Source organism: Haloterrigena salina JCM 13891 (assembly GCF_000337495.1).
Classification (GTDB): Archaea; Halobacteriota; Halobacteria; order Halobacteriales; family Natrialbaceae; genus Haloterrigena; species Haloterrigena salina.
The window spans coordinates 110,719-133,100 of sequence record NZ_AOIS01000011.1 but is presented as its reverse complement, the minus strand read 5'-3'; the positions used below and the strand labels follow the sequence as shown (position 1 = coordinate 133,100).

Here is a 22,382-nt window from a genome sequence, read left to right as displayed (position 1 = left end):
AATAAATAAAAAGATCCTATCGGTAGGGAGGTTCGTATGACGGCTCCGAGCAACTCAGCCGCTAGGGGGAGAGATGTAGACGAACTCGAGATCGCGCCGGAAAACGGGTGGAACGCGCTATACCTCGACGGGGAGTGGGTTCCCGCCGGTGATCGGGAGCTGATCGACGTCGAAAATCCCGCGACTCGAACGACCGTGACGAGGGTACCCTCAGGGACCGAGGACGACGTCGACGAGGCGTACGCGATCGCAGAGGAGGCACAGGCGGAGTGGGCGGAGCGGCCGCCTCAAGAGCGGGCCGCGATCGTGTCCGAGGCCTGCGAACTGCTGGGTGAGTACGCCGACGACCTCGCGACGCTGTTCGCGGTCGAGTGCGGCGGCGTCCAGCTGAAGGCCGATTTCGAGATCCAACTCGCACAGGGCACGATGGACGTCGGTGCCGGATTAGCGATGCGCGACGGCGGCCGACGCAAGGATTCGGTTACGCCCGGCAAGGAGAACCTGCTCGTGCGCGAACCGGCCGGCGTCGTCGGCGTCATTACACCGTGGAACTTCCCGCTGTACCTCACTAGCCGAGTTGTCGCACCCGCAATCGCGCTGGGCAACAGCGTGGTGTTGAAGCCGGACGAGAACACCCCCGTGACGGGCGGACTCGTGCTCGCGAAGGCGTTCGAAGAGGCAGGGCTCCCGGACGGGATCCTGAATGTCGTCCCCGGATACGGCCACGAGATCGGGGACCACTTCTCGGGACATTCGGTTCCGTCGGTGATGTCGTTTACCGGCTCCTCGGAAGTCGGACGCGGCGTCGGCCAGCGTGCCGTCGGCTCGTACACGGAGCCCGCACTCGAACTGGGCGGAAACAACGCGCACGTCGTACTCGAAGACGCCGACCTCGAGCGTGCGATCGACGCCGGCGCGTTCGGGTCGTTCACCCACCAGGGACAGGAGTGTATCTCGATCAATCGCCATCTAGTCCACGAATCCCTGTACGACGAGTACGTGGCGGGGCTGGCTGACCGCGCCGAACAACTCCCTATCGGTGATCCGCTCGAGGAGGAAACTCTCGTTGGACCGGTCATCAACGAGAGCCAGCGCGACAAGATCGTCGGATTCGTCGAGGAATCAGTGGCGAGCGGCGCGACGGTCGAGGCCGGAGGGGGTCACGACGGCCTGTTCGTCGAGCCGACGGTGCTGTCGGACGTCACCGGCGATATGCCGATCGCCTGTAACGAACACTTCGGCCCGATCGCGCCGGTTATCCCCTTCGAGAGCGACGAGGAGGCGATCCGGATCGCCAACGACACCGAGTACGGGCTGTCGGGATCGGTTCACTCGACGGACGTGGCCCGGGCGCGCGACGTGGCCGACGCGATGGAGACGGGTATGGTCCACATCAACGACCAGCCGTTGAACGACGAACCGCACATCGCGTTCGGTGGCGTTGGCGCATCGGGACTCGGCCGATACAACGACGAGTGGATACTGGAAACCCTGACGACGTTGAAGTGGATTTCGATCCAGCGCGAGCCGCGCGAGTATCCGTACTGATCCGGGTAGTTCCCCGGTTCAGAACGCGTTTCGCCGGTCCGTGTCGCTAGTCACGATAGTCGCTTTCTACTCAGAGCCACTCGACGCGATACTCACAGCACTGCCCGCCGTCTGACCGACACTGATCGCCGATTTCCTCGACTTCGACGGGATTGTTTGCGAACTTCTTCGCGACGCCCCTGATGAGTCCCTTATCGAATTCACACGGGTAGGGGTTCTCACAGGTCATCACGCCCGCGCTCTCCCCCTCCTGTCGGAACTCGTAGGAACCGATTTCGCTGCCGCGGTGGTTCTGGTGGTACGCCGTATCGATCGCCCGTAGCGCGTTCTCGACCTCGGAAAGCTCCGGTGGGAATTCGACGTGTTGGGGAACGTTCTGTCCCATATTCCGCATTCTGACGTCACCGTACTCTTCGTTCATATCGTACAGCATGGCGAGTGGGATTTCGAGCGGATACCACTCGTCGGGCTCGATGTCCTCGAGTCCGTACTCGGCGAGTTTATTGGTGATCTGTTTCCCCACGAACGACGAGACCGATTCGCCTGCAGCGATGTACGAGAGGGGACTTCGACCGATCACTTCCGAGTCCTCGAGGGTCCCATCGAACCCCATTCGATCGTCTACTTTCGGGATTTCATCACTTGTTTGAGCTCCCTCGTCGGAAGAGCCAATGAGTCGCTTGAACCACGAAGCAGTAACGAACACTGTATTAATTGTAGTCATACCGTATGCAGAATGACCCACCAGACTAATAACTACTAGGAATTCGTGAATGTTCAATGGAATTAATTCGTCACCCCCGAACCGAAACGGTCGGCGAGCGATACCCGTCCGTCAACCGAGTTCGCTACAATTGTCCGTCGGTTCATCGCCCGTTCGACACTCCGTACGGACTCGATTCTGGGTCAAATCCGGTCACCTCCGTTCGAGCACGCGTTCGGAGGCGCTAGCGCGTCGTATCGGTACGGACGGCTCGAGAACTATTGCGCGGTGGTGAAACGCTCTCAGAGTCCTTCGTCGACCCCGATTGAGGGCTCTCGTGCCGTAACGCCGATTCGAAACGGGTCGCTTAAGTGCCTTCGTCGGATAGCGACGCCCATGGCAAACGGCAAATACGCCGCGCGCAAACTCAAGAAGGACCGCCAGAACCAGCGGTGGTCCGACTCTGACTACGCGCGCCGCGCACGAGGCCTCCGCGAGAAGTCCGACCCGCTCGAGGGTGCTCCGCAGGGCCGCGGTATCGTCCTCGAAAAAGTCGGTATCGAAGCGAAACAGCCCAACTCGGCGATCCGAAAGTGCGTTCGAGTGCAGCTGATCAAGAACGGGAAACAGGTCACCGCGTTCTGTCCCGGTGACGGCGCCATTTCGTTCATCGACGAACACGACGAAGTCACCATCGCCGGGATCGGCGGGGCGAAGGGTCGTGCGATGGGCGACCTCTCCGGCGTCAACTACAAGGTCGACAAGGTCAACGGTGTCGCACTGAAGGAACTCGTTCGCGGAAACGCGGAGAAACCGGTGCGATAACCATGGCGGCAGAAGACCAACCAGACCCCGACGCCCCCGCGGGCGGAGCCGACGTCGGTGCGAAGCTGTTCGGCACCTGGGAGATCGACGAGATCGCCTACGAGGACCCTTCGACCGAACGCTACATCACGGTGACGCCGGTCGCACACACCGCCGGTCGTCACGCCAGCAAGCAGTTCAAGAAGTCCCAGATCTCCATCGTCGAGCGGTTCATCAACCGTCTCATGCAGACCGAGGAGAACACGGGCAAGAAACAGAAGACGCTCAACCACGTCCGCGACGCGTTCGAACTCATCGACGAGCGCGCTGACGAGAACCCCGTTCAGGTGCTCGTGACCGCCGTCGAGAACGCGGCCCCGCGCGAGGAGACCGTCCGCCTGAAGTACGGTGGTATCTCGGTCCCCAAAGCCGTCGACGTCGCACCCCAGCGTCGCGTCGACCAGGCCCTGAAGTTCCTCGCGGAAGGCGTCTACAACGACTCGTTCAAGACGTCCACGCCCGTCGAAGAGGCCATCGCCAACCAGCTCGTCGGCGCGGCTAACTACGACGTCCAGACCTACGCAGTCAGCCAGAAAGAAGAGAAAGAGCGCGTCGCAGCGGCTGCACGCTAAGCGATCGCTGGCTCGTCTCTTTTCGATTCTCTCCGACCGTCCAGCAGCAGGGCTCGAGACGACCGTCTACAGTTCGCCGGTCTTGATCTGCGTGCTCCAGCGGAGTTCTCCCTCGAGGAACACGGGGAACCCTTCTGTGTTGAGGAACTCGATGAGATCTGCTCTCGAGACGTGCTGGAATGACATCTCTCCGGGAACGAGATAATACGAGTCCACACCCGAGAGGTACGGTGTATAGACGGAGCCGGGTTTCATTCTCGAGTTCTTATACACTATTACGGTCACTTCGTAATTCGATCCGGCCCTCGTTATCTCGACGGAGAGCGGTGGACTCGCCTCTAGTTGGGAGATCGCAAGTCCCTCCTCGCCGAGGAGATGATACTGCTGATCGTTGTCCGTCGTCTGCTGGAGTATTTTTAGTGCTGCATAGAGCGGTATCCCGCTGTTCAATAACTGTGCGATCGTATTCCCGGTACTGACTGCGGTCTGGTTTGTGATCTCGACGAGCGTCACGATCCCACCAATACTTCCCGCCTCGATGAGGTGGAGTCCCTGTTCGTACGATCGACAGGCGTTAAGAAAGAACGTCTTCGTGCCGACGGATTCGAGATCCGCCGCATCAAGCGTTCCATCCGAACACCGGAAACCATCTGAATCGATGTGGCCGATGTAGTGAAGAAAACCGCTCTCTTTGGCGAAGACTTTTCGTAGTTCCTGCTTCGAAAGGTCGTGGTGAACAGTAACGTCAAACGGGACGGCGGAATCCTGATACGTACTGTGGACGGTTACGAGTTCATCGTTCATACTCGGGTCGTTACAGATAACTTCGATCCGGAGTGGCTCCTCTCGCGGCGCTCGTGTGATGCTATTTCGAGACGCCGGTAGCGGTTTCGTGCTTACGATAGTACTACCATCGTGGTTTTTCCAGCATTGCTGAAGTACTGGACTAGAGGGAAGTGATTCCGCATCTATCTCAGGATCTGTGGTGCCTAAGTTGGTAATCTGGGATTCCGTTATCCGCGTTGGTTCTGTAGTCATTCGCTGTCGTTCCTGTGGAGGTTCTGTCGAATCACTCGCGGTTTCTCTAACGTTAACACTTGCAAGGTCGTTCGCAATGAAGGGGAGAAACTCGATATGATCCTCCGTTGGCTCGAGACGAATCTCGGAATACCACGGTGGAACCTGAGGTTCTATCCGCTCGAAGGGAACCTCGAGATACGTTTCGAGCTGTTCGACCATCGGTTGCTCGTATACTTCTTCGATATCGAACTCGAGTAGTGGTTCGACTGCCTGTCGCTCGTACAGTGAACTTGGCGTTTCTCCTTCAGTCTGTACGATGCAGTCGAGGAAGAAAATCTGTCTGAGAACCCGCTCAACCGTCGTTTCGAAGCCATCTCGACCATCGAGTGAGTAAGAGTATCCAGTTTCTGTTATCAGTCGTGGTGTCGGCCCTGGAACGACCTCTGCGCCGAGATAATACGCTAAAGCCGTAATAGCAAAAATGTGATCGAGCGTCGGCGGGATTTCGATTCTGATCCCAGTCTGAGGCTGATTTAGGGTATCCGGAATAGATACCTCGTCAGCTAGTTCGATTTCCGGTGGATGGCCACGAAGTGTCGGATACGATCGCCCCGATGTCGTTGTCTTCAACGTCGCTCCGAACGTTGAGAGTGCCCGCATTATATCGGCCGGATCATCAGTCGTTGTCACTGTTTCGCCTGGCCGGCGGTGAAAGGACCGTGCGCTAAGTGTTACTCGAGCGGGCTTTTCAAAAGCGATTTCTGCTCTCGCTTTTCCTACGCAGATCTGAACGGGATCACTGACGTGTGCATAAACCTTCAGCGGACCGGAGAGATCGAGAATATATTCTTCTCCTGAAAAAGAGGTGTTCTCTCCAGGACCGACTTCAGCACACAGTGTCCCATCGGGATTACGAACGTAGATATATGGATTCTCCGGAAGTGTCACTCTACTTGTTCTGATCTCTATCGTTGAGTCTACGGGAAACGGTATCCGACCTGCATTACCAACTGTCGGTGTAACCGGTGTCGTTGTCTCTAGTGGATAGCGTTTTCGCTCGATTGGATCAATAATTTCTAATCCTTTTTCAATTGCTTTGAATCTCGGTTTCATCGATTGTGAAGTTTGGTGAAAGACGCTCGGAAACTCGCCATCTTCCGTATCAAATTAGATGTCGACTAGATACAGTATAAGTTACGGCTGTTCTATATATCTTACTAGTCGTCAACTCATATATTCGAGTACGTACTTAGAGGTCCACGTTCGTACCTAATCACATTTAATAGTATCTGCCCTCCCAGTATTGGTAGGTACTGTGTTGTTGAAATCTACCTCTCGACTGTTCGTCGTCCATCCTACCCTTTCCCTCCCCGATCTGGGTACCGATCAGGCTCGAATCGCGGCGACGGTTCGACAGGCCGACTTCGATCGGTCGATCCTCGATCAGATCGACGAGAGCTACGATCTCCTCGTTCTCGATTGGGAACTCGAAACTCCGGACGCGCGTGGCGTTCTCGACGCGTTTCGGCAACGAGCACCGAACACCCAGATACTCGCGCTTGCTGACGACGTTCCCACCGACGACCCCGTTGACCGCGGTGCAGACGAACTCCTCGTTCGGCCCCTCTCCGATGAAGTCTTACAGTCGACGATCGAACGCCTGCTTCTCCAGCAAGCCTACGAGACGGCGATGGACGAGTTCTTCCGTCTCTCGACCGAACGAGCGCTGCTCGAGAGCGAACTTCGATCCGGACTCGATGTCGGCGACCGGTACCAGTCCGTCGTTTCTGACCTCTATGACTCTCGTGCACGGGCAGCCGCCATTCGAGACCAACTCTCGAGCGATGAGTTCGATCAGGCACTTCGACAGTTGCTCGAGTAACCTCTTTCAGCCTTAGTAGCGCTTTCGTAGTTATCGTCAACACTTAAGCATTTTACAACAGATGTGTTAATCAATAACACTATCGTTTATTCATCCGATATATTAAAATAAATTTATGGCCTCCGGCGGATATGTCTAAGGTGTACCATGGACGACCTAACCCAGTACCTAAAGAACCACCCACGAATGATCGGCGTTTTGTTCACCATCTTGCTAGCGATTTCACAAGCAGGTTCCGCCGCTGCCTCTAGCGGATTCTACCACGGGCCGTAGACGCTAGAATAATTCTTCAGCGAGATTTTTGCTCCATCGGACTCCAGTCTCAGTTATAACTGGTATCTGCTCTCTAGCAAGATAGTCCTCTAATTCCTCATTAGAGACTGTGATTTGATCTGTTTCTCTCGGACTCAAGTAATATTTGTCTACAGAATTTATGTGGGGTGTGAAGATACTCCCGTTCCCTGCCCACGAAGTCGTATACGTGTTTATAGTAACACGTGTTCCTTTTTGCGAACGGTCTATTGAACATACGGTAGGGCCTCCCGTTTTTGATTGAGTTATTGTCGTCTTCCCGTTTCCAACGAGCCGGTATTGGTTGCCGATCACATTTTTGTGTCGTGCAACATCTAACGCAGCGTGAAGGGGGTACCCTCGATTCAAGAGTCGTGCAATTATACTACCGACACTAACTGCACCAGTATTGACAATTTCATCAAAGGTGACTATTCCGCCGATACTTCCGGAGTTGACTAACTGTAATCCCTGTTCGTATGATTGACACGCATTAAGTAGAAACGCCTTCATTCCTACAGAGTCAATCGATGCACCGTCTAATTTACCGTCGGAACACTGAAATCCATTCCCATCGATATGTCCAATATAGTGAAGAAAGTCACTTTTACTTGCCAATATAGATTCAAGATCTTCTATTGAGAGGTCGTAGTAAATAGTAACATCGAATGGTAACTCCTTGCGAGTACCATAGACTCCATTTACTTTCTCCAATTCCTCCCGCATATCCGGATCATTACAAACGACTTTAATTTCGATTGGGTCCTCTCGCGGACTCCGACCGATATTATTCTGATAGGCAGAGAGAGATGCCGTGCTTTTAACGGCAGAATTTCCGCCTAGTTTCCACGTCTGACGTACCGTCGGTGTCGGTAATTTCCGTTCATCCCCACTACGGGTTTCTGAACTTCGAATCTTCACTGACGGCTGATCAACACCACCTCGCACGAATTCTTCGATTGCTTCACTCTGTCCTTTTGATGAGGGCGTTAATTGCTCGTCTTTATCTTGTATTTTGACTATTGCAAGGTCATTAGCGATGAAAGGGAGAAATTCAATGATTTCTGTGTGGGGTTCAATATGAATGCCTAATCTCCAATCTGGGAGACACGACTCTATCGTTTCAAATGGTACTTCAAGATAGGCCTTGAGTTGTTGAGAAAGTGGCTGATTATATACACGTGAGATATCGAAGTCCAGTTTCTTTTCGACTTTCTGTCGTTCGTATAGCGGTAACGGCGTTGACCCTTCTGTACGGACAATGCAATCCAAAAAGAATATCTTCTTAAGTATTCGTTCAACGCTCTCTTCAAAACCGTTGTCATCTAACAGATGTGAAGTTCCATCGTCAGTGAGAATTTGTGCTCTCTTTCCTGGGATAACCTCCGCACCGAGATAGTACGCGAGTGGGGAGATAACGAATATATGGCGTAGTGTCGACGGTATTTCGATCCGAACAGTTGGATCACGATCTTCTAACCGGCGAGGGGCCTTGAACTCCTCTCCAATTTCGATTTTCGGTGGGTGACCTCGTAGCGTCGGGTACGATCGTTCTGGGGTTGTCGTCTTCAAGGCGGACCCGAACGCTGTGACTGCACGCATTACGTCGCTTGGATCGGTCGTTGTTACGATTGTTTCTGCAGGTCTCGTATGAAAAGATCGCGCTCCGATAATAACCGTTGTTGAATCGTCAAAGGAAATGTAGGTGTGCTCGCTGTCTGAATAAACATTAACTGTCGAATCGACGTATGCATATATCTTCATAGGCCCGGACAAGTCTATGATATACTGATTTTCCGGTAATGAAGCTTGTTCGTCCGGCTGAACTTCGGTGATCATCAACCCGTCCTGGTCCCGGATATAAAGAAGGTCGCTTGACGGGAGTGTTACCGTTTCAGTCGAAATCTTAGCAGTCGAATCAACTGGAAACGGAATCTCGTCAGTGCTTATCGGCACCGGATCGACTCGCTCGTGAGTCGTCAGCCGATACCGGTGACGTTCGATCGGATCGATAATTTCGAGGCCGTCGTCGAGGGGTTCGAATTTCGGTTTCATAGCATCAGCAAGTGAGAGGGAGACTGTGGTCGATCTCCCCGGGAGATAGTGGACGTGACGCTCGAGCGATCGAGAGGCGTTACGACTGTCCGATCGAGAGCCAGCCGGAGCTGTGGTCGCCGTCGTTGATCGTCCAACGTTCCTGGAAGACGCCGTTTCGATCGCGGAGTTCGATGACGATATCGAACACCGGCGTCAGGACCGAAACGACGTCGGAGTCGCGGTCCAGCGGGAGATGGTAGTGGATCATGCCGTCGGCGTCTCGGGTGCGGCCGTTGGTCAGGTGGACGAATTTGAAGACGTGTTCGGCGCCGTACTCCTCGAGGAGCGGAACGAGCGAGTCGACGGCGATGCGAAGCTCACCCGGTGCGAGGCTGGTGGCGTCGCGTTCGAACTCCTCGATGGCGTTCGAGACGGCGATTCCGAGGTCGGCGAGCGTGGCGACGGTGGTCGGGGAGTCGTCGGACTGCACGGAGACGGATTCCATCGACTGCGAGTCGCTGTTAGCGGCGGCAGCACCCCGAGACTGAGTCTCGTAGTTGACGAGTGCGGTCGTCGCTGACTCGGCGTCGTCGCCGTCGGCGAGGTGAGACATGGTGTGGCTTTCGCCGGTCGTCGAGACGAGGACGCGTCGACGCGGCTGGGACGTTGTCTGCCCCAGCAGGCGTCGACTAACCTCCTGGCGCTGTTCCGTTCGGACGGCTCCGACAACGAGCACGCTCGCTCCCCGGCGTTTCAGCTGCGATAGCTCCGCCGTGAACTGCTCGTCCCCGGACCCGCTACCCCAGCCCTTGCGCGAAAACATCAATATATGTTAGACCGTTAGCGGGATCAAACATTAAATGTTCGGGTTGAAGCGAAGCTGGACGTGCGAGGAATCGGCCCGAACCGGCCTCCCTATCGGCGACCGGCTTTACGGCCGGAGCGTCGGTGTCGGTCAGTCCGCCGCAGGACCGTCCGCCCGCGACTCCGGGCTACTGACGTACGAGCGAGTGGCATCGACGAGAACCTGGCGGTAGGTACTCGGATCTGGGTCGCGGGCAAGTTCCCGAAAGCGGCGTTTGAACCCCTCGAAATCGACGTTTGGAGCGTCCATCGCGGCGGCGTGTGCGAGGTCGTACAGCCGGTGGTCGTCGGCGACTAAGTTGTGACGTTCGGCCAGCGCCAGCGCGAACGCGGCGTTGACGGCCGTGATCTCGGGATCCGAACTCGCCGAGAGGCGCTCGAAACCGGGCCGCGACGGAGTTTCGGGGCGGTCGGCGACGGCCATCGCGAGGCTCGACTCGAGAAAGGAGAGGAGTTTCTCGCCGGGGCCGACCGCGAGCGTGATGTCGTCGGCGTAGATGTCCTTCATGTGGTTGGCGATCTGGTAGCAGTGAGAGAGCTTCCGCCGTTCGACGCTCTTGCCGGCCAGCGCGAGGAAGAGCACTTCCTCGGTCGACTGGGTGTGTGAGGGGTGTTCCTGTTCGTACCGGGCCATGTGCGCGAACTCGTGGAGGGCCAGTTCGCGGGCCATGGCGCTCGAGGCGGCCTGTCTCGAGATGTTCAGGACGTGGCGGTCGTCGTAGTGGCCGGCCCAGGTGCGTTCGTCGGGATCGTCCCGGAGTCGGACGTCGACCGGCAGCGAGAGGTCGTGCTCGGTCTCGAAGAGGTCGCGGGCGCTGAGGAATGGAGAAGTCGGTCCCGGTCCCTGTACGCGTATATTCATGTGTACGGATAGCAAGGGGTCGAAGGATTTGACTCTTTTGTACGTTCGCGTGCGGCGGACGACCTCAGGATTCCACGCAGCGCGGATGCGGCCCCGAACCGGTTTGGAATCGGGCAGGTTCGCGGGGACGAGTAGGCGAGATCAGACGGTTTGCTGACGATTGCTGCGTAGAACGACGGGTTCGGCGGTAGACGGGCCGGTTGACAGCGACCAAATTGTGCAAGGGATTCACTCACTCAAATTGGATATTCCACCGCTCGAACCGGGAAACGCGACGAATTCCGGCGGCGACGAAACACTACCCTTTTGACCCCGCTGGCGGTAATGGGGGGTATATGGGCCGACGCAAGAAGATCGTCCAAGAGTGTGAACGGTTGATGGACGAACCGGAGAACATCCGGAACATCGCCATCGCCGCTCACGTTGACCACGGGAAAACGACGCTTACCGACAATCTGCTGGCTGGTGCCGGCATGATCTCCGACGAGACCGCCGGCGAGCAGCTCGCGATGGACACTGAGGAAGACGAACAGGAACGCGGGATCACCATCGACGCGGCAAACGTTTCGATGACTCACGAGTACGAGGACACCAACCACCTCATCAACCTCATCGACACGCCGGGCCACGTCGACTTCGGTGGCGACGTGACGCGGGCGATGCGCGCCGTCGACGGTGCGCTCGTCGTCGTCGACGCCGTCGAGGGGGCCATGCCCCAGACCGAGACGGTGCTGCGACAGGCCCTTCGCGAGGGCGTCAAGCCGACCCTGTTCATCAACAAGGTCGACCGCCTGATCTCCGAACTGCAGGAAGGTCCCGAAGAGATGCAGCAGCGTCTGCTGTCGGTTATCAGCGACGTCAACGAGCTGATCCGCGGCATGACCGAAGATATGGACGACATCGACGACTGGACCGTCTCCGTTGAGGACGGCACCGTCGGATTCGGTTCCGCGCTCTACAAGTGGGGCGTCTCCATGCCCTCGATGCAGCGGACGGGGATGGACTTCGGCGAGATCATGGAACTCGAGCGCGCGGACAAGCGTCAAGAGCTCCACGAGCGGACGCCGCTGTCGGACGTCGTGCTCGACATGGTCTGTGAGCACTTCCCGAACCCCATCGACGCCCAGCCCCGTCGTATTCCGCGGGTCTGGCGCGGCGACGACGAGACCGACCTCGCCGAATCGATGCGACTCGTCGACGAGGACGGCGAGGTCGTGCTGATGGTCACCGACATCGGGGTCGACCCCCACGCCGGCGAAATCGCTGCGGGCCGCGTCTTCTCGGGTACCCTCGAGAAGGGCCAGGAGCTGTACGTCTCCGGAACGGCGGGCAAGAACCGCGTCCAGAGCGTCGGCATCTACATGGGCGGCGAGCGCGAGGAAGTGGAGGAAGTTCCCGCCGGGAACATCGCCGCTGTCACCGGTCTCAAGGACGCCATCGCCGGCTCGACCGTTTCGAGCGTCGAGATGACGCCGTTCGAGTCGATCGAACACATCTCGGAGCCGGTCATCACGAAGTCCGTCGAGGCCCAGAACATGGACGACTTGCCGAAGCTGATCGAGACGCTCCGACAGGTCTCCAAGGAGGACCCGACGATCCAGATCAACATCAACGAGGACACCGGCGAACACCTGATCTCCGGACAGGGTGAGCTCCACCTCGAGGTCATCACCCAGCGTATCGAGAAGAATCAGGGTATTCCGGTCAACACCGGTGAGCCGATCGTCGTCTACCGCGAGCAGCCCCAGAACCCCAGCGACGAGGTCGAGGGCATCTCGCCGAACCGACACAACCGCTTCTACATCTCCATCGAACCGATGACGGACGACCTCGTCGAGACGATCCAGCTCGGCGAGGCCTCGATGGACATGCCCGAGCAGGAACGCCGCGAGGCCCTGCAGGAAGCCGGCATGGACAAGGACACGTCCCAGAACGTCGAGCACATCCACGGGACGAACATCCTCATCGACGACACGAAGGGTATCCAGCACTTAAACGAGACGATGGAACTCGTCGTCGAGGGTCTCGAGGAAGCCCTCGACAACGGCCCGCTGGCCAACGAGCCGGTCCAGGGGACGCTCATCCGCCTCCACGACGCCCGGCTCCACGAGGACACCATCCACCGCGGTCCGGCACAGGTCATCCCGGCGACCCGCGAGGCCGTCCACAAGGCCCTGATCGACGGGAAGATCAAGATGCTCGAGCCGATGCAGGACGTCCGCATCGACGTGCCCAACGACCACATGGGCGCCGCCTCCGGCGAGATCCAGGGTCGTCGTGGCCGCGTCGACGACATGTACCAGGAAGGGGACCTCATGGTCGTCGAGGGTATCGCGCCCGTCGGCGAGATGATCGGCTTCGCGAGCGACATTCGCTCCGCGACCGAGGGTCGCGCCTCCTGGAACACGGAGAACGCCGGCTTCGAGGTCATGTCCGACTCCCTCCAGCGCGACAAGATCATGGAGATCCGCGAGCGCAAGGGCATGAAGCTCGAGCTGCCGCCGAGCATCGACTACCTGTAAGGTCGACTCGCCGCTCGCAACCGCGATTTCTTCCGTTATTTTTCGCCTCGAGTGCTATCTCTGCCTCTCGACGATTTCGAACCTCAAAGCGGCTGCGACTGATCCGCTCAGTTCACCGCCGCTCGAGGGACTATTTTTTGCTCGCTCGGAGAACGAACGACTCGCAGTTGACCGGCTCGACGCTCGCGGCGATGAACGAGTGAAACGGACTCGAGAAGCGTTCGAGAAGTGAGCTACCACCAGCGCCGAGATGCGCTTACTCCCGCTCGCCCGCACCGAGCGCGCTCTCGCCGACCTTCTCGTGGCCCTCGATGACCTCCTGACCGCCCATGTACGGCCGCAGGGGTTCGGGGACCGTCACGGTGCCGTCCTCGTTCTGGTAGTACTCGAGGATGGCCACCATCACGCGCGGAATCGCGACGCCCGAGGCGTTCAGGGTGTGGAGGTACTCCGCCGACTCGTGGCGCTCGGGGCGATATCGGAGGCCGGCCCGTCGAGCCTGGAAGTCCTCGAAGTTCGAGGCCGTCGAAACCTCGAGCCAGCGGCCGCCCTCCTCGGGGCCGTCGTCCATGTCGTCGGCGGGGGCCCAGACCTCGAGGTCGATCTGTTTGGCGGCCTTGAACCCGAGATCGCCGGTACAGAGCTCGAGCACGCGGTAGGGAAGGCCGAGTCGCTGGAGGACTTCCTCCGCCTCGCCGAGCAGTTCCTCGAGGCGGTCGTAGCTCTCCTCGGGTTCGACGAAGTTGACGAGTTCGACCTTGTTGAACTGATGGACGCGGACGATGCCGCGAGTCTCGGTTCCGTGCTCGCCGGCCTCGCGACGGAAGTTCGGCGTGTAGGCCTGGTGTTTGAGCGGAAGGTCGTCCTGCAGGAGGATCTCGTCGGCGTACATGTTGGTGACCGGCACCTCCGCGGTGGGACAGAGCCAGAGATCGTCGTCCTCGTAGTCCTCCTCGTTGCTACCCCCCAGCCGGTAGGCGTCGTCGGCGAACTTCGGCAACTGCCCGGTCCCCTGCATCGACTCGCTGTTGATCGGCACCGGCGGGAAAATATCGACGTAGTCCTGCTCGCGGTGGACGTCGAGCATAAACTGGATCAGCGCGTGCTCAAGGCGGGCACCGTCGCCCTTGAGGAAGTAAAAGCCGCCGCCGGTCGTCTTCGCGCCGCGTTGTTCGTCGATGATGTCCATCTCCTCGCCGAGATCGTAGTGGGGGACGATGTCGTCGGGGACGTCGCGCAGGTCGTCGAAGCCCCAGCGCCGGTCCTCGACGTTGTGGCGCTCGTCGACCCCTTTCGGGACGCTCTCGTGGGGAATCTGGGGAACCTCGAGCAGCCGCTCGTCGAGTTTGTCCTTGAGCTCGTCGGCTTCGGTCTCGACGTCTTCGATCTCCGATTTGAGCTCTTTCGACTGCTCGATCGCTTCCTCGCGTTCCTCGTCTTTGCCTTCGGCGACCAGCTCCCCGATCTGCTGGGTGATCTGGTTGCGCTCGTGGCGGAGTTCGTCGCCGCGGGCCTTCAGCTCGCGCCAGCGCTCGTCGATCTCGAGGATCTCGTCGAGGTCGACGTCGGCGCCGCGGTCGTCGAGGGCCTCGCGTACCTCCTCGGGGTTCTCGCGCAGGTAGGTCCGATCGATCATTGCCCGTGGGTTCTCTGTGCCCCGCCAAAACCGTGTCGGACCTGTCTCCGGCCGATTCGTCGAGTCGCGGTCGCGTCCGCCCGGCGTCCCTGACGATCGATGCGGGAAACGCTTTTTTCGCCGCGTAACCGAGTTCGTGCTATGGACCCGCTCGAGGGGGAAACGTCGTCGGTATCGATCGAGTACGAGCCGGTCAGCGTCAAGGACGTGCTCGTCGAGATGAAGGACACGGCGGAGCTGCTCATCGACCTCTCGTACTCGGCGGTCCTCCACCGCAACGCCGACCTCGCGCGGGAAGTGCTCCGCTTGGAAGAGCGGATGGACGTGCTCAAGCTCCGGGCGCGGATGAGCCTCATGATGGCCGTCCGCAAGCCGGCCGATGCGGAGGAGCTAGCCCCCGTCCTCGGGATCGTCGCCGCCGCGGACGAGATCAGCGACGCGGCCGGCGACATCGCTAAGATCGTCTTGGAGGAGATGGGGCTGCCCGAGGCCATGCGCGCGGCGTTGCCCGAAGCGGCGGAGACGCTGGTCCGGGGCGTCGTCGATCCCGACTCCGTCTACGCGGATCGAACCCTCCAGGACATCGACCTCGAGTCCGAGACGGGCGTCCGCGTCATCGCCCTGCGCCGCGGAGACGAGTGGCTGCTCAACCCCGGCCCCAACACGACCGTCGAGAGCGATGACGTCGCGCTGCTGCGCGGCCCGGATCCGTCGATCGGCGACGTCTGCGAGGAGTTGACCGGCGACGTCTACGAGTCGCCGTCGGTCGACGATCCCGGCATTCCCGACTTAGAGCGGGCGGTGGACACCATCATCCACATGAAGAACCTCTCGGAGCTGGCGGTCGACCTGGCTTACAGCAGCGTGCTGTTCGACAGCGCCGAACTCGCCGAGGAGGTGCGCAACCTCGAGGTCGAGGTCGACGCCATGCAGTCGCGGTTCGAGGCCTGGACGCTCCGGGCGGCCGCGGACGCGGACGACCCCGTCGTGTTGCGCGGCCTGATCCGACTGGGAACCAGCACGGAGGCCATCAGCGACGCGGCGATCGACATCAGCGAGGGCGTGCTCCGGGATATCGACGTCCATCCGGTCGTTCAGCTGGCGGTCCAGGAGAGCGACGAGATCATCACGCGCGTCGAGGTCGAGCCCGGCAGCGACCTCGACGGCATCGCCGTGACCGGCGGCGTTCCGGACGTCGAGTCGACCATGTCGGTGATCGCGATTCGGCGGCCCGGCGAGGGCTGGCTACTGGTCACCGACGCCGACGCCGAACTACAGGGCGGGGACGTCCTCATCTCGAAGGGGACGCGGACGTCCGCGGCGGCGTTCGAGGACCTCGCACGGGCCTGATCGGTTCGTCGGCTCAGTCAGCGTACTCGAGCAGTACGGTCACGAGCTCGAGGTAGACGAGGGCCCCGAGGATGGCGATCACCGCGGCCAGCGCGAACGGGACGAGCGTCTCGCTCCTTTTTCGAATCGGCATCGTCCTGAGGAAGCTGATCATCGACCCGGCCTCCGTTTGCGGCGTTCGCTTCGCGCGTGAGCGTCTCGGTGTGGTGGGAACCGGGTGTCTCGGTCCGTTCGGCGTCGGGTATCTCGAGGGGGTCGTGGGGCAGGGTCCATACAGACCGAGCCCACGGTCGGACACTTGAAATTCAGTCAGACGTTCGACTGACGGTCTGACGCGTAGCTGACGCGGGCCCGACGTCGGACACGCGACGCGTCCGATAGTCCGCCGATCGAGGCCGACCGACTCGCCGCTCGATGTCGACCGAGGCCGACGTCTCCGCTCGAGTCCGCCGGAACGACCCCGGCGGCCGCGGCCATGCCCATACAGGGGCCGAGTGCAAGGCCGATCGAGCCCGTAGTACGGGGACGAACCATGAACCCAGAGCTGAAGCCGCTCGACGAGCAGGTGATCGTGATCACCGGCGCGTCCTCGGGGATCGGACTGACGACCGCGCGGATGGCCGCCGATCAGGGTGCCAGCGTCGTCGTCGCCGCCCGAAGCGAGGACGCCCTCCGGCAGTTGACCGCGGAGATCCAGGCCGACGGCGGCGAGGCGACGTCCGTCGTCGCCGACGTCAGCGACCGCGACGACGTCCGCGAGATCCGGCGAGTCGCCGAGGACACGTACGGCGGCTTCGACACCTGGGTCAATGGCGCGGCCGTCTCCATCTACGGCGAGCTCGAGGACGTTCCGATCGAGGAGATGCGCGACCAGTTCGACGTCAACGTCTGGGGGCTGCTCTACGGCTCGCTCGAGGCCGCCGATCACTTCAAATCCAGCGGTCGGGAGGGTGCGATCGTCAACGTCGGCAGCATCGTCTCCGAGCGCGCCGTCCTCCTGCAGGGGAGCTACTCGGCCTCCAAACACGCCGTCAAGGGCTTTACCGAGACGCTACGGATGGAACTCGAGCGCGAGGACGCGCCGGTCTCGGTGACGCTGATCAAGCCGAGCGCGATCGACACGCCGTTCCCCGACCACGCGAAGAATCACATGGACGAGGAAGCGACGCTGCCGGCGCCGGTCTACGCGCCGGAGACGGTCGCCCGGGCCATCCTCCACGCCGCCGAGAACCCCCAGCACGAGGTGACCGTCGGCGCCGGCGGCAAGGGGACGACCGTCCTCGGACAGCACGCCGCGCGCCTGATGGACACGATCATGGAGACCGTTTTCTACCGGCAGCAGCGCACCGGCGATCCGCCGCGTCCCGACGCCCCGGACGGCCTCGAGGAGCCGACCGGCAGCCTCGAGCAACGCGGCGGCTACGAGGGCCACGTCGCCGAGACGAGCCTCTACACGAGCCTCCGCCAGCGGCGGGAACTCCCCGGCGCGAGCGCGCTCGGAGCCGGACTCGTCGCGGGGGCCGTCTACGCGGGGTACAGACTGCTGCGCAACGGCGGTGACTCGAGCGGCGACGCCGCGGCGACGGAATCAAAAGCGAAAGCAGACGCGGAGGAGCGTCGCCTCGAGAGGCCGCGTCTCTGATCGGTTCGTGGGTCCGTTCTGCGGACGTGTCTCGGATCGCTCGAGTCGATCACAGCGGCCCGACGTCGACGATCGCCCACGCGAGTCCGATCGCCGACAGCGAGAGCGCGAGGTTGCCGGCCGCGTTAGCGACGGCCAGGCGCCGGTCGCCGCGCTCGTACAACCCGACGGTCTCGACGGAAAACGACGAGAAAGTAGTGAACGCGCCGCAGATTCCGGTCCCGACCAGTCGGAGCGTCGACTCGCCGGCGCCCGCGAAGAGGGCGAGCGCGAAGCCGAAACTCCCGAGGACGTTCACGGCCAGCGTGGGCCACGGGAACCGCTCGCTGGCCAACCGGAGCGAGACCAAGTGGCGGAGCACGGCGCCGATCGCCCCGCCGATTCCAACGACCAGCGCCGGCTCGAGGCTCACGCCGTCTCACCGCCCGTTTCGGGCTCGAGGACCGAACCGAGTCGACGCGCGACGGCTCGCCCCGCGAGGACGCCCGCGAAGCCGAACCCGTAGTTGCCGGCGACGATAGCGACGAGGACGACGGGATCGGTCGCCAGCGCGGTCTGGAGCGCGAACGTGCTGTAGGTCGTCAGCGACGAGAGTAAGCCGGTCGAGAGGCAGAGCCGCGACCGCCGGCCCAGGAGGCCCGCGTACTCGGCTTCGTAGACGATGAAGCCGAGCGCGGTGCTTCCGAGGGCGTTGACCGCAAGCACCGCCCGAACGTCGGATCCCAACCCCATCGCGAAAAAGCGGAGGTTCGCCCCGGCGAACGCGCCGACGGCGACCAACGCGAGCGTCTCGAGGCGAACGAGCGGAGTGTCGGCGGTCATGAGTGGGCGGTGGGAAGGGGCGGTTCTGAATGCGGCCCGTCGGCGAGGCGATCAGCCGATCGCGAACGGTCCGACCGTCGAATCGAAGACGGTGGGAGTTCTCACACGATCGGTATCAGGATTGCGAAACGACGCCTCGAGCGCTCGGCCCGGCGGCGCGTCGCTCCCGCCGCCGACGGAAGGAAAAGAGCCAAGGTTAGACTGGCTCTAGACCGTGCCATGGCCACCGACGGCGCCGGGAGCGGGCAGCGGGGCTTTACGCGCGCGGCGGTAGTCAACGTTCTCGGGAACGCGGTGAAGATCGTCGTCGAGGGAGCCGCGGGGCTGCTCTTCGGCAGCGTCGCCCTGCTGGCCGACGCGGCCCACTCGATCGCCGATCTGATCGCGAGCCTCGTCGTGCTCGTCTGGGGTCGCAGCTCCTACGACGAGCCCGACGACACCCACCCGCACGGCCACGACCGGATCGAACCGCTGACGGCGCTGTTCGTCGGGGCCGTTATCGCCCTCCTCGGACTGAACCTGCTCTACGAGTCCGCACAGGGCATCCTCCACGGCGTCGAGGTCGAGTTCAGCCCGCTCCTGCTCGGGGCGCTCGCGTTCTCGATCGTCGATATGTACCTCGTCTACCGCTACACGACGGTGATCAACGAGGCGCTGAACTCGACCGCGCTCAAGGCCCTGGCGGTCGACTGCCTCAACGACATCTACACCTCCTTCGCCGCGGTCGTCGGCGTCGTCGGCGTCCTGCTGGGCCAGCCGCTGCTCGATCCGATCGCCGGCGGCTTCGTCAGCCTGCTGGTCGTCTATCAGGGCGTCGAGATCGGCCGCGAGAACGTCGACTACCTCATCGGCGCCGCGGCGAGCCCCGAGAAACGGGCGGAGATCATCGAGACCCTCCGCAGCCACCCCGACGTTCAGGGCGTCCACGACCTGACCGTCTTCTACGACGGCACCGTCCTCGAGGTCGAGGTCCACGTCGAGGTCGACGGCGACATGCCCTTCCGGAAGGCCCACGACGTCGAGTCGGAGCTGGTCGACCGGGTGCGCGACCTCGAGGACGTCGGGGACGCCCACGTCCACCTCGACCCGTCGGGGATCGGCGAGTGGAAGGAGCGACTCGACGAGCGGTGATCGGCGACGATATTTCAGGACCGTCCCGCGGCGGAGTCGATCGCGCCCGGTCGATCCCGTCTCGTTCGTTCGGTTTCGTCTCGGTCGGTTCCCGATCGGCGGAGATCGTCTCCGTCGTCGACTCCCGTTCTCGGCTCCCGCCGGCGACGAAAGCCGTTTCGGTGACGATCCGAGGCCTCAGCGGTTCGCCCGTCGCCGGCCCGCGATAGCGTCACGGCGAAGACGCTCCCGTCGGGTCCGGTCTCCGCGAGATCGACGCGCCCGCCGTACCGCGTCGCCAGAATCCGGACGAGGTACAGCCCCAGCCCGTGATTGTCGGTCCGTCGGTCGAACAGCGTCTCTCGGACGGGCGTCGGAATGCCGGGCCCGTCGTCCGCGATCCGCACGGTAACGGTTTCGTCCGTCGTCGCGACCGTCACCTCGACGCGGGGCGACTCGCCGTCGTTGTGTTCGACGGCGTTCTCGAGGAGGTTCGCGAAGATCCACCCGATCCCCTCGTTCCCCTCGACGCGCACGCCGTCCGGAACCGACGCCTCGACCCCGACGTCGTCGAACCGCCGCTCTACGTCCGCTATCTCGTCGGACAGGACGTCGTCGAGCGCGACGACGGCGCGGCCCGCCGACGGCTGCGTCGCGTTCAGCATCGCGCGAATATCGTCGATCACGTCGGTCAATTTCTCGCTTTCGCGGTCGATCGCCTCGAGCGACTCTCGCGTCGAGTCGTCGGCCTCCTCGAGGAGCAACGTCGCGTGGCCGCCGATGATCTGGGTGCTGTTCAACACCTCGTGGCGCAGGAGGTCGCTGAGATACGTGAGCAGTTCGCGGTCCTCCTCGAGTTGTGCGGCGCGGGCGACCGCGGCCGTCGCCTCGACCTCCCGCTGGATCGCTCGCGCTTCGACGTAGCCGACGAGAAAGCCGGCCCCGCCCCCCGCGTTCAGCGAGAACTGCGCCCAGGCGAGGTTACCGGCGAGGCCGTTCCAGGGGAACAACGCCATGACGAAGCCGTTGACCGCCAAAAAGACGATCGCGCCGCCGAAAGACCACCGAACGACTCGTCCGTACCGGTCGCGGCTGATACCGCCCCGGGCGAGTTGGAACCCGGCCCAGACGAGCGCGAGCGCGGGGAGGAAAACGGTGGCGAACCCGACGACGACGGCCGTCGGGGACAGAAGCGAACGGAACCAGAGGCACCACGCGACGAAACCGCCGGCGGACAGGAGCCCGAGCCCGCTGACCGCCCGGGGGAGCACCCGCGCCGCCCCCTCCACCCGTCGGCGCCTCGCCGCGCCGCTCATGTTCCCCCCTCCGACGAACCACCCGCGGACCGTAACGGCATCTGCGATAGCCAACGCAGGCCGGTGTAAAGTCTGTAACGACTTTGATTAGTCCGGCCCGTCTCGCGGCGACGGCGACCCTCAGATACCGTACGCGGCCGATCGGCGTCGGCCGCGGGCCGGGGCCAGCCTTTATTTCCGGCGCTGACGGGATACCAGTATGGCCACGGAGATCGGTGCGGTACGCGAAGTGACGGCCGGCGACTGTACGGACTGTTACTACATCGACACGGGAATGTACGATACCCCGGAGTACGGAGCCGTCTATATCGTCGACGACGACCGGCCCGCCGTCGTCGAGACCGGACTCGGAACCAACCACGAGCTGATTCTCGAAGCCCTCGAGGAGCTCGGCATCGACCGCGAGGAGGTCGCGACCATCGCGGTCACGCACATCCACCTCGACCACGCCGGCGGCGCGGGCTTCCTCGCCGAGGCGTGTCCGAACGCGGACGTCTACGCCCCGTCGCCGGGCGCGGGGCTACTCGTCGATCCGACGCGGCTGGTCGAGGGGACGAAAGCCGCCGTCGGCGACCAGTGGGAGTTCTACGTCGAACCGAAGCCGATCGACGAGGACCGGATCGTCGAGATCGAGGACGGCGACGCCGTCGACCTCGGGACCCACGAACTGCGGGTCCACGAGGCGCCGGGCCACGCTTTCCACCAGGTCGTCTTCGAGGACCCCGCGAACGACGCCGTCTTCACGGGCGACGCCGCCGGTATCTGGGTTCCCGAGATCGAGGAGATTCGGGAGACCTCGCCGCCGTCGGACTTCCACTTAGAGCAGTGTCTCGAGGACGTCGAGACCCTGAAATCGATCGACCCGGACGTCCTCTGCTACACGCACTTCGGCCCCCGCGAGGTCGGCGACGACGTCGCAGACGCGCTCGACGCGTACGCGACCGTCCTCGAGGAGTGGGTCGCGACCGTCGCGGCGAAGCGCGCGGAACTCGAGGACGACGCGGCCGTGATCGACTACTTCGCCGACTCCGAGGAGATGGCCGACGTCTGGGGGGAGCGCAAGGCCGGCGCCGAGGCCGCGATGAACGCGCGCGGCGTCCTCGGCTACCTCGACGAGCGCGACTGATACGGTCTGCTGTAACGATTTACCGGTGCAACCGCAGGACGGGTTGCGGTTGCGCCGGAAATGACTTACGGCAGACCGTATAAACGGACTCGAGTCCGTCGGCGATCGAGGAGCGACCAACCCGTCGCGAGTTTTCGTCGCGGGCGGTCGATCGGCACGTACAGCCGCTCTCGGAGCGATTCGGGAACCGAACTGTGCTTCGAGGTAACTGATCG

At 61.7% G+C, this 22,382-nt stretch carries 20 protein-coding genes; 10 read left to right on the top strand and 10 right to left on the bottom strand.

The window, feature by feature from the left end:
• The first annotated feature begins 36 nt into the window (after positions 1–36).
• Positions 37–1,548, top strand: a complete 1,512-nt coding sequence (locus tag C477_RS02495; RefSeq protein ID WP_008892854.1) for an aldehyde dehydrogenase family protein — start codon at positions 37–39, stop codon at positions 1,546–1,548.
• A 70-nt stretch (positions 1,549–1,618) separates the two neighbouring features.
• On the opposite strand, the gene C477_RS02490 is transcribed toward C477_RS02495, so the two are convergent.
• Positions 1,619–2,272 carry a hypothetical protein gene (locus C477_RS02490; RefSeq protein ID WP_049914162.1) on the bottom strand — a complete coding sequence of 218 codons (654 nt, stop codon included), beginning with the start codon at positions 2,270–2,272 and terminating at the stop codon, positions 1,619–1,621.
• A gap of 375 nt (positions 2,273–2,647) precedes the next feature.
• Between C477_RS02490 and C477_RS02485 the strand changes: the two genes are divergently transcribed.
• Together C477_RS02485 and C477_RS02480 are read left to right on the top strand one after the other, a co-directional pair.
• Entirely contained in the window at positions 2,648–3,076 is a 429-nt protein-coding gene (locus C477_RS02485) for a 30S ribosomal protein S12 (protein WP_005580585.1), read from the top strand.
• 2 nt (positions 3,077–3,078) lie between these two features.
• Entirely contained in the window at positions 3,079–3,687 is a 609-nt protein-coding gene (locus C477_RS02480; protein WP_008892852.1) for a 30S ribosomal protein S7, read from the top strand.
• 66 nt (positions 3,688–3,753) lie between these two features.
• On the opposite strand, the gene C477_RS02475 is transcribed toward C477_RS02480, so the two are convergent.
• On the bottom strand, positions 3,754–5,655 hold the full coding sequence (locus C477_RS02475; RefSeq protein WP_239641833.1) for a type II secretion system F family protein: 1,902 nt from the start codon (positions 5,653–5,655) through the stop codon (positions 3,754–3,756).
• 367 nt (positions 5,656–6,022) lie between these two features.
• On the opposite strand from C477_RS02475, the gene C477_RS02470 reads away from it, so the two are divergent.
• Positions 6,023–6,589: a HalX domain-containing protein gene (locus C477_RS02470; protein ID WP_049914158.1), complete on the top strand. Its 567-nt coding sequence runs from the start codon at positions 6,023–6,025 to the stop codon at positions 6,587–6,589.
• Positions 6,590–6,736: 147 nt separating this feature from the next.
• Positions 6,737–6,862, top strand: a complete 126-nt coding sequence (locus C477_RS24990; protein WP_449271920.1) for a DUF7503 family protein — start codon at positions 6,737–6,739, stop codon at positions 6,860–6,862.
• 3 nt (positions 6,863–6,865) lie between these two features.
• On the opposite strand, the gene C477_RS22760 is transcribed toward C477_RS24990, so the two are convergent.
• From C477_RS22760 to C477_RS02460, 3 genes are all read right to left on the bottom strand, one after another.
• A complete protein-coding gene (locus C477_RS22760; protein WP_338032975.1) occupies positions 6,866–8,719 on the bottom strand; it encodes a hypothetical protein in 1,854 nt (617 codons plus the stop codon).
• Between the two features lie 295 nt (positions 8,720–9,014).
• The gene (locus C477_RS02465; protein WP_008892849.1) at positions 9,015–9,740 is read right to left on the bottom strand and encodes a DUF7504 family protein; all 726 of its coding nucleotides are present in this window, start codon (positions 9,738–9,740) and stop codon (positions 9,015–9,017) included.
• Between the two features lie 132 nt (positions 9,741–9,872).
• Positions 9,873–10,643, bottom strand: coding sequence for a DUF5781 family protein (locus C477_RS02460; protein ID WP_008892848.1), 771 nt, complete (start codon positions 10,641–10,643; stop codon positions 9,873–9,875).
• Positions 10,644–10,978: 335 nt separating this feature from the next.
• Between C477_RS02460 and C477_RS02455 the strand changes: the two genes are divergently transcribed.
• Positions 10,979–13,165: an elongation factor EF-2 gene (locus C477_RS02455; protein ID WP_008892847.1), complete on the top strand. Its 2,187-nt coding sequence runs from the start codon at positions 10,979–10,981 to the stop codon at positions 13,163–13,165.
• Between the two features lie 256 nt (positions 13,166–13,421).
• Here C477_RS02455 and serS read toward each other — a convergent pair whose 3' ends face one another.
• Positions 13,422–14,801 carry a serine--tRNA ligase gene (gene serS / locus C477_RS02450; protein ID WP_008892846.1) on the bottom strand — a complete coding sequence of 460 codons (1,380 nt, stop codon included), beginning with the start codon at positions 14,799–14,801 and terminating at the stop codon, positions 13,422–13,424.
• Positions 14,802–14,942: 141 nt separating this feature from the next.
• Here serS and C477_RS02445 point away from each other — a divergent pair, with 141 nt between their 5' ends.
• Positions 14,943–16,151 (top strand): potassium channel family protein, encoded by a 1,209-nt coding sequence (locus C477_RS02445; RefSeq protein WP_008892845.1) that lies wholly within the window; start codon positions 14,943–14,945, stop codon positions 16,149–16,151.
• Between the two features lie 13 nt (positions 16,152–16,164).
• Here the strand turns inward: C477_RS02445 and C477_RS23950 are convergent, their stop codons facing one another.
• Positions 16,165–16,305, bottom strand: coding sequence for a hypothetical protein (locus C477_RS23950; RefSeq protein ID WP_008892844.1), 141 nt, complete (start codon positions 16,303–16,305; stop codon positions 16,165–16,167).
• Between the two features lie 378 nt (positions 16,306–16,683).
• Between C477_RS23950 and C477_RS02440 the strand changes: the two genes are divergently transcribed.
• On the top strand, positions 16,684–17,793 hold the full coding sequence (locus C477_RS02440; RefSeq protein WP_008892843.1) for an SDR family oxidoreductase: 1,110 nt from the start codon (positions 16,684–16,686) through the stop codon (positions 17,791–17,793).
• A 49-nt stretch (positions 17,794–17,842) separates the two neighbouring features.
• On the opposite strand, the gene C477_RS02435 is transcribed toward C477_RS02440, so the two are convergent.
• Both C477_RS02435 and C477_RS02430 read right to left on the bottom strand, forming a co-directional pair.
• Positions 17,843–18,205, bottom strand: coding sequence for a fluoride efflux transporter FluC (locus tag C477_RS02435; protein ID WP_008892842.1), 363 nt, complete (start codon positions 18,203–18,205; stop codon positions 17,843–17,845).
• Positions 18,202–18,615, bottom strand: coding sequence for a fluoride efflux transporter FluC (locus C477_RS02430; RefSeq protein WP_008892841.1), 414 nt, complete (start codon positions 18,613–18,615; stop codon positions 18,202–18,204). Before C477_RS02430 ends, C477_RS02435 begins: the two co-directional genes overlap by 4 nt.
• 219 nt (positions 18,616–18,834) lie before the next feature.
• Here C477_RS02430 and C477_RS02425 point away from each other — a divergent pair, with 219 nt between their 5' ends.
• Complete coding sequence (locus C477_RS02425) at positions 18,835–19,746, top strand: cation diffusion facilitator family transporter (protein WP_008892840.1); 912 nt, start codon at positions 18,835–18,837, stop codon at positions 19,744–19,746.
• 14 nt (positions 19,747–19,760) lie between these two features.
• Here C477_RS02425 and C477_RS02420 read toward each other — a convergent pair whose 3' ends face one another.
• On the bottom strand, positions 19,761–21,041 hold the full coding sequence (locus tag C477_RS02420) for a sensor histidine kinase (RefSeq protein ID WP_049914156.1): 1,281 nt from the start codon (positions 21,039–21,041) through the stop codon (positions 19,761–19,763).
• 199 nt (positions 21,042–21,240) lie between these two features.
• Between C477_RS02420 and C477_RS02415 the strand changes: the two genes are divergently transcribed.
• A complete protein-coding gene (locus C477_RS02415) occupies positions 21,241–22,167 on the top strand; it encodes an MBL fold metallo-hydrolase (protein ID WP_008892838.1) in 927 nt (308 codons plus the stop codon).
• Positions 22,168–22,382 lie beyond the last annotated feature (215 nt).